8 protein-coding genes are annotated in these 5,767 nt (G+C 66.4%); 4 read left to right on the forward strand and 4 right to left on the reverse strand.

Translation table 11 applies throughout. The annotated features are described in order from the left end of the window. On the reverse strand, window positions 1-245 hold a 245-nt coding region (gene yidD, locus ACIPIA_RS09255; protein WP_400508803.1), incomplete at its 3' end, for a membrane protein insertion efficiency factor YidD. A gap of 134 nt (window positions 246-379) precedes the next feature. Between yidD and ACIPIA_RS09260 the strand changes: the two genes are divergently transcribed. Continuing rightward, the gene (locus tag ACIPIA_RS09260) at window positions 380-1,141 is read left to right on the forward strand and encodes a phosphatase PAP2 family protein (protein ID WP_400508790.1); all 762 of its coding nucleotides are present in this window, start codon (window positions 380-382) and stop codon (window positions 1,139-1,141) included. Here ACIPIA_RS09260 and ACIPIA_RS09265 read toward each other — a convergent pair whose 3' ends face one another. Further along, window positions 1,142-1,588 (reverse strand): iron-sulfur cluster assembly scaffold protein, encoded by a 447-nt coding sequence (locus tag ACIPIA_RS09265; protein ID WP_400508792.1) that lies wholly within the window; start codon window positions 1,586-1,588, stop codon window positions 1,142-1,144. Window positions 1,589-1,744: 156 nt separating this feature from the next. On the opposite strand from ACIPIA_RS09265, the gene folE reads away from it, so the two are divergent. The 3 genes from folE to ACIPIA_RS09280 all read left to right on the forward strand — a co-directional run bounded on the left by folE (window position 1,745) and on the right by ACIPIA_RS09280 (window position 4,048). Beyond that, on the forward strand, window positions 1,745-2,389 hold the full coding sequence (folE, locus tag ACIPIA_RS09270; protein WP_400508794.1) for a GTP cyclohydrolase I FolE: 645 nt from the start codon (window positions 1,745-1,747) through the stop codon (window positions 2,387-2,389). Window positions 2,390-2,467: 78 nt separating this feature from the next. Further along, the gene (gene hisI, locus ACIPIA_RS09275; protein ID WP_400508796.1) at window positions 2,468-2,875 is read left to right on the forward strand and encodes a phosphoribosyl-AMP cyclohydrolase; all 408 of its coding nucleotides are present in this window, start codon (window positions 2,468-2,470) and stop codon (window positions 2,873-2,875) included. A 195-nt stretch (window positions 2,876-3,070) separates the two neighbouring features. Then, a complete protein-coding gene (locus ACIPIA_RS09280) occupies window positions 3,071-4,048 on the forward strand; it encodes a patatin-like phospholipase family protein (protein ID WP_400508798.1) in 978 nt (325 codons plus the stop codon). An 18-nt stretch (window positions 4,049-4,066) separates the two neighbouring features. Here ACIPIA_RS09280 and ACIPIA_RS09285 read toward each other — a convergent pair whose 3' ends face one another. Further along, entirely contained in the window at window positions 4,067-4,498 is a 432-nt protein-coding gene (locus ACIPIA_RS09285; RefSeq protein WP_400508799.1) for a CBS domain-containing protein, read from the reverse strand. A gap of 198 nt (window positions 4,499-4,696) precedes the next feature. Then, entirely contained in the window at window positions 4,697-5,506 is an 810-nt protein-coding gene (locus tag ACIPIA_RS09290; RefSeq protein ID WP_400508801.1) for a rhomboid family intramembrane serine protease, read from the reverse strand. Window positions 5,507-5,767: the final 261 nt, after the last annotated feature.

Raw genomic sequence — 5,767 nt, forward strand, 5'->3', positions numbered from 1 at the left:
GGAAGATACCAGCTCGCATCCGCCGGCAGTGACTCGCAGACGATGTCGATGCCGCTCGTTCCCCATGGATTGCAGCGGCAAATCCGCGCAATGCCGACCCAGCCACCCCGCCACAGCCCGAAGCGCTGGATCGCCTCATCCGTATAGGCGGAACAGCTCGGCCAGTGCCGACAATGGCGTCCGATCAGCATGGAAAGGCTGAGCTGATAACCACGAATTGCGAAATGCGCAGCGCGGCGCGGCAGAAGGGCAAGCCTTCGCAAGCGCGAAAATCTTTGCTTAACAAAGAGACGCTGGAATAGATCGTCTGCTTCGTTTCGTTCAGCCGTCACCAGAACCCGCTTTCCATTCCCGTTTTCAATTGCCTGATACCGGAAACATGATGCGCGCCGCCCGCTTTCGCCAAGCCTCCGTTCGCCATGCCCTCGTTCGCAACGCCCTCGCAGGCCTCGGACTTGCACTGAGCCTCGGCCTCGCCACGCCGGTTTCGGCCCAGCAGCGGCCTTACCTGCTCTGGCTCGATGGCAGCAAACTCGACATCGCCCATATCATCGGCCTGCCGCCGGCGCAGAACAGCCCCGAGGCCAAGGCCGAATTCGAGCAGGTGCAGCAGATCACGCAGGCTCGCACGCCGGAGCGCGAGAAGCAGGCGATCGCCGACCAACGTCAGGGGTTGGTGAACTTCCTGAACGGCATGGACACGAACTATGTCGACAACACGCATCGTGAGGTGCGGCTGCTGTTCCGCGAGGCGCAGGTCGAGCTCGGCATCCTGCTGAAGAGCGTCCATCGCCTCACCAATCGTCAGCGCCCGTTCCAGCTCTGGGCCAGGACCCGCGTCAAGCCCTGCCCCGGCGCGCGTCCGGACGGGACCTCGTTCCCCTCCGCCCACGCCGCGACCGCCGCGCTCTACGCGGAGCTGCTGAAGGCCGCCGTCCCCGCGATGTCGGACAAGCTCGAGGAGCGGGTGAAGAGCTACGACGAGAGCCGCCTTGTCTGCGGCTTCCACTTCCCGAGCGATCTCGTCGCCGGTGACAAGGTCGGCCGCGCGGTCGCCAAGGCGCTGTTGGCGGACCGCGCCTTCAAGGCCCGCTTCGACGACACGATCCCGGAGATCAAGGTCGCCTTCGGCGCGAAGTGATCAGGCGGCGGCTTCGCGCCGCCGCGCCTCGATCTGGTCGATCGCATCCACCACCGCATCGAAGGTCAGCATGGTCGAGGCGTGGCGCGCCTTGAAGTCGCGCACCGGCACGAGCACGGCGAGATCACCCCACTTGCCCTCGGGCGGCTCCGCATTCTCCTTCAGGATGGCGCGGGCCTGCTCGCGCACCAACCGCAACTCCCCGGCCGTCGAGCCGATGACGTGGCGTGCCATGATCGAGGAAGAGGCCTGCCCGAGCGCGCAGGCCTTCACCTCGTGCCCGAAGCCGGTGACGACCTCGCCCTCCATGGTGACGTCAACTGTCACGGTGGAACCGCATAGCTTCGAATGAGCCCGCGCCGTGGCGTCCGGAGACGACAGGCGCTGCAGCAGGGGGATGTTCGCGGCAAGCGCCAGAATGCGCTTGTTGTAGACGTCGTCCAGCATGGCTTGGTCTCTGGCGGCTCTGGAATGACCGGCTCGGGACTCCAATATAGGGTTGATCGCCGCGAAACGGGAGGGCATGGACATCCCTTCCGCCGCAAGGGCGTGAAACTTGTCGCCATGGCCTTACGGCCGCATCGTCCCAACGGGAGGCACCACATGATCCCTGTGGTTAAGTCCTTGTCCGTCGAGGGGGCCGTCGGCCCCTCCGCTGACAAGTTTCTGGTTCGCAAGCCGACGCAGGAGGATGCCGAGGCGGCCGTCCGCACGCTCATCCTGTGGGCTGGCGACGATCCGTCACGCGAAGGTCTGCTCGAAACACCGCAGCGCGTCGCGAAGGCGTATAAGGAACTCTATCGGGGCTATGCCGAGGATCCGCACGACATCCTCGACCGTGTCTTCGAGGAAGTCGAGGGCTACCAGGACATGATCCTGGTGCGCGACATCCCGTTCTATTCCCACTGCGAGCACCACATGGTGCCCTTCGTCGGCAAGGCGCATATCGGCTATTACCCGTCGAAGGGCGTGGTGGGCCTGTCGAAGCTCGCCCGCATCGTCGACGTCTATGCCCGCCGTCTGCAGACCCAGGAGACGATGACCGCGCAGATCGCCGATGTTATCGAGGAAGCGCTGGAGCCGCGCGGCATCGCCGTGCTGATCGAGGCCGAGCATATGTGCATGTCGATGCGCGGCGTCCAGAAGCAGGGATCCTCGACCATGACGTCGCAGTATCGCGGTCTCTTCCGCGAAGATCCTGCCGAACAGGTCCGCTTCTTCACCATGGTGAAGTCGCCGGGGCTATGACCCCGTGACCGGCTTCGCCCGGACGTGTCCTTGCAGGGCGCGCCGGCCGACGCGCCTTTTTCCCGTGATGGAGCCGCGATGAGTCTGTTTCCAGCTGCAGCCGACAAGCACGCCCTCGAGGAGGGGACGGTGCTGAGCCCCCGCTTCGACGCGAACGCCCTGGTGACAGTCGTCGCCACCGAGGCCGACAGCGGCGCGGTGCTGATGGTCGCACATATGAACGCCGAGGCGCTGAGGCGCTCGATCGAGACCGGCGAGGCCTGGTACTGGTCGCGCTCGCGCCAGGAACTCTGGCACAAGGGAGCGACCTCAGGCCAGATCCAGACGATCGTCGAGATGCGGGTCGATTGCGACCAGGACGCGATCTGGCTCAAGGTCAGGGTCGGCGGAGACGGCGGCTGCTGCCATACCGGCCGCTGCTCCTGCTTCTACCGCGTCCAGCCACTGCGGGAAGATGCGCGGAAGCCGCTCCTCGTCTGCACGTGAAACCGGCGCGCATCGGCAATGCTGCCGACGCGTCTTCACCATTCCGTCAAATGCGGCCGATAATGCCGACGAGGCCATGCTGTTCACCTTTCGCTCATCGGCTTCTGAGACCCTGAACCTCTGTGGAGGGACGGGTCCATGTTCTGGGACGATGCTGCACGGCGGGCTTTTGGCCTCGGCGGAGGTGGTGCCGCAATGAACGAGATGCGTTCGCTCGACGTGCAGCCGGTGGCTGTCCGCCCGAAGATCGGCCTGGCTCTCGGTGGCGGCGCGGCGCGCGGGTGGGCCCATATCGGCGCGCTCGAGGTCCTGATCGAAGCCGGTTTCGCCCCCGACGTGATCGCCGGAACATCGATCGGTGCGGTCGTGGGTGGCTGCTTCGCGGCGGGCAAGTTGCCTGAGCTTGCCGAATTCGCCACCAGCCTGACCAAGCGCCGCATCGTCGGCCTGATGGATTTCCATATTGGCGGCGCCGGTCTGATCTCCGGCAGCCGGCTCAAGCGGCTGCTCGACCAGCATCTCGGCAGCATCCGCATCGAAGAACTGCCGCATCGCTTCGTCGCGATCGCAACCGAACTCGGCTCCGGCCACGAGATCTGGCTGACGCATGGCCCGCTGGTCGAGGCACTCGGCGCCTCCTATGCCCTGCCCGGCGTTTTCGACCCGGTGCGACTCGGCGGTCGCTGGCTGATGGACGGCGCGCTGGTCAACCCGGTGCCGGTCACCGCGGCCCGCGCGCTCGGCGCGGACATCGTGATCTGCGTCAACCTGAACAACGACCTGTCGGGCCGGGGCACGATCATACAGAATCACGGCTCCGAGCCCGATCCGCTGGTGCCGGAACTGGAGGTGCGCCCCGAGCCGCGCTGGTACGACGGCATCAGCGGCGCAGCCAAGCGTGTTCGCAACATCGTCGGCCGCCCGGCCGAGAACCGCCCGGGGCTGGCCGGCGTGATGATCGACGCCTTCAACATCACGCAGGACCGGATCTCGCGCTCGCGTCTCGCGGGCGATCCGCCGGACGTGATGATCGGCCCCAAGCTCGGCCGCGTCGGCCTGTTCGATTTTCACCGCGCGGACGAGACAATCGAACTGGGGCGGCAGGCGGCGCAGCGCGCACTTGACGATATCGCAGCCCTCGTCGCCGCCAGCCACGTCGCGCCCGACGGCTGAGCCGGGCGCGCAGGCATCTCAGGCCATCGCGATATAGTCGCGCATGGCCTTGCTTTCGGCCTCGATCGCCGCAACGCGATGCTTGACCACGTCACCGATCGAGACGATGCCGGTTACGCGTCCGCTCTCGACGACCGGGACATGGCGGAAGCGGCCCATGGTCATGATCTCCATCAGCTCGTCGACACTGGTCTGCGGCCGGCAGGTCACGACCTTCGAGGTCATCGACCGCGAGACCGCGCTCTCCAGCGCGCCCGCACCAAGCTCGCCCAGAGCCCGGATGATATCGCGTTCGGACAGGATGCCGGCCAGCGCTCCGTCGGCTCCCATGACGACAACGGCACCGATGCGCTTCTCGCTCAGCGTCCGGATCGCCTCGGCCAACGTCCGGTGCGGCTGCACCGAGATGACCTCGCGCCCCTTGTCGCTCAGCAGTTGCTCGACATTCATGGAATACCCTCCTCGCAGGCGTGCCGTTGCCGGCACGCGGTTCCGCTGGGACTCCGCAAGCCGCCGGCAAACTCACGATGCCGTGGCGGCTCGAAGAGTGCTTCGCAATGATGCGAGTGTGGGGGAAGAGGCAGGCGCAGGCAAGGCTTACCGCCCTCTGGCAGGCCGCAGCCCGGCGTGGATCCGCGGCAGCACCGTTCAGTTGCGCTGCTGCCCCTGATCCAGCAGCGGGAACAACAGGAGCCCTACAACGAACCCGCCGATATGCGCCTCCCAGGCGATGCTCGTCTCTTCGCCAAAGATCGGCACGAGCCCGGCTCCGAACAGGATGTTCGTCGCGAACCAGATGGCGATGAAGAGCAAAGCTCTGGAATTGCGCCAGAGCTGGCCGAGCGGCTCGGCCGGTATCGCGCGGACGACCGCATCGTCGCCCAATTCGCCGAAGCGCAGGCCCGGCGAGAACACGAAGCGGATCGCCGCCGCGGTCGCTCCGGAGACGCCGGCCGAGGCGCCGACCAACGGCAGCACGTCGAGCTCGCGTGACCACCAATGGAGCAGCGCACCGCCGATCGTCGACAGTGCCATCAGGTTGAGGAAGCGGCTCGTCCCGAGCCGCCGCGCCACCGGACTGCCGAAGGCCGCGAGCCAGACCGCGTTCGACGCCAGATGCAGCCAGGAACCATGCAGGAAACCATAGGTCAGCAGTGTCCAGAGCCTGACGCCGCCATCCGCCAGAAGCAGCCGCACGAGCTGGAGCCGCTCGACCACATCCTGCCCCGCGGTGGTTTGCGCCATCGCTCCGACGACGTCCTCGAGCCGCCCCGGCGAGAGCCACAGCGTCAGCCGCGCCGGCACGAAGGCGAACCACGACATCAGGACGTAGTCGTTATAGTCGGAGAGCAGCGAGCGCCCCGCCTGAACCAACGTCAGGGCGGCAAGGAGCCAGACGATGGCGGGCGGCAGGTTGAACGCGGGCTCGCGCGGCGGAGCGGGATCTTGAGAAGCCATGCGGCGCCACAGTTGCCGAAGCGGCCACGGTGCGCAAGCGCCGGCTGGGCGCCGTGCAACGAAAAAGGGGAGAGGCTCGCGCCCTCCCCTTTTCCGCCGGCTATGACGCCGTCCGGTTGCTCCGGACGGCCGGTCACGCCCCCTCCACCTCTTGCCTCGGGCCGCTCCCGGCGCCGCGAATTCCGGAGCATTTGATACGCATTCTAACGATCTTCCACAAAGGTAAGATTTGGTTAACCCTAACAAATCCCCCTGCCTCGC

Source organism: Allobosea sp. CER48 (assembly GCF_044752385.1).
Lineage (GTDB): Bacteria > Pseudomonadota > Alphaproteobacteria > Rhizobiales > Beijerinckiaceae > Allobosea.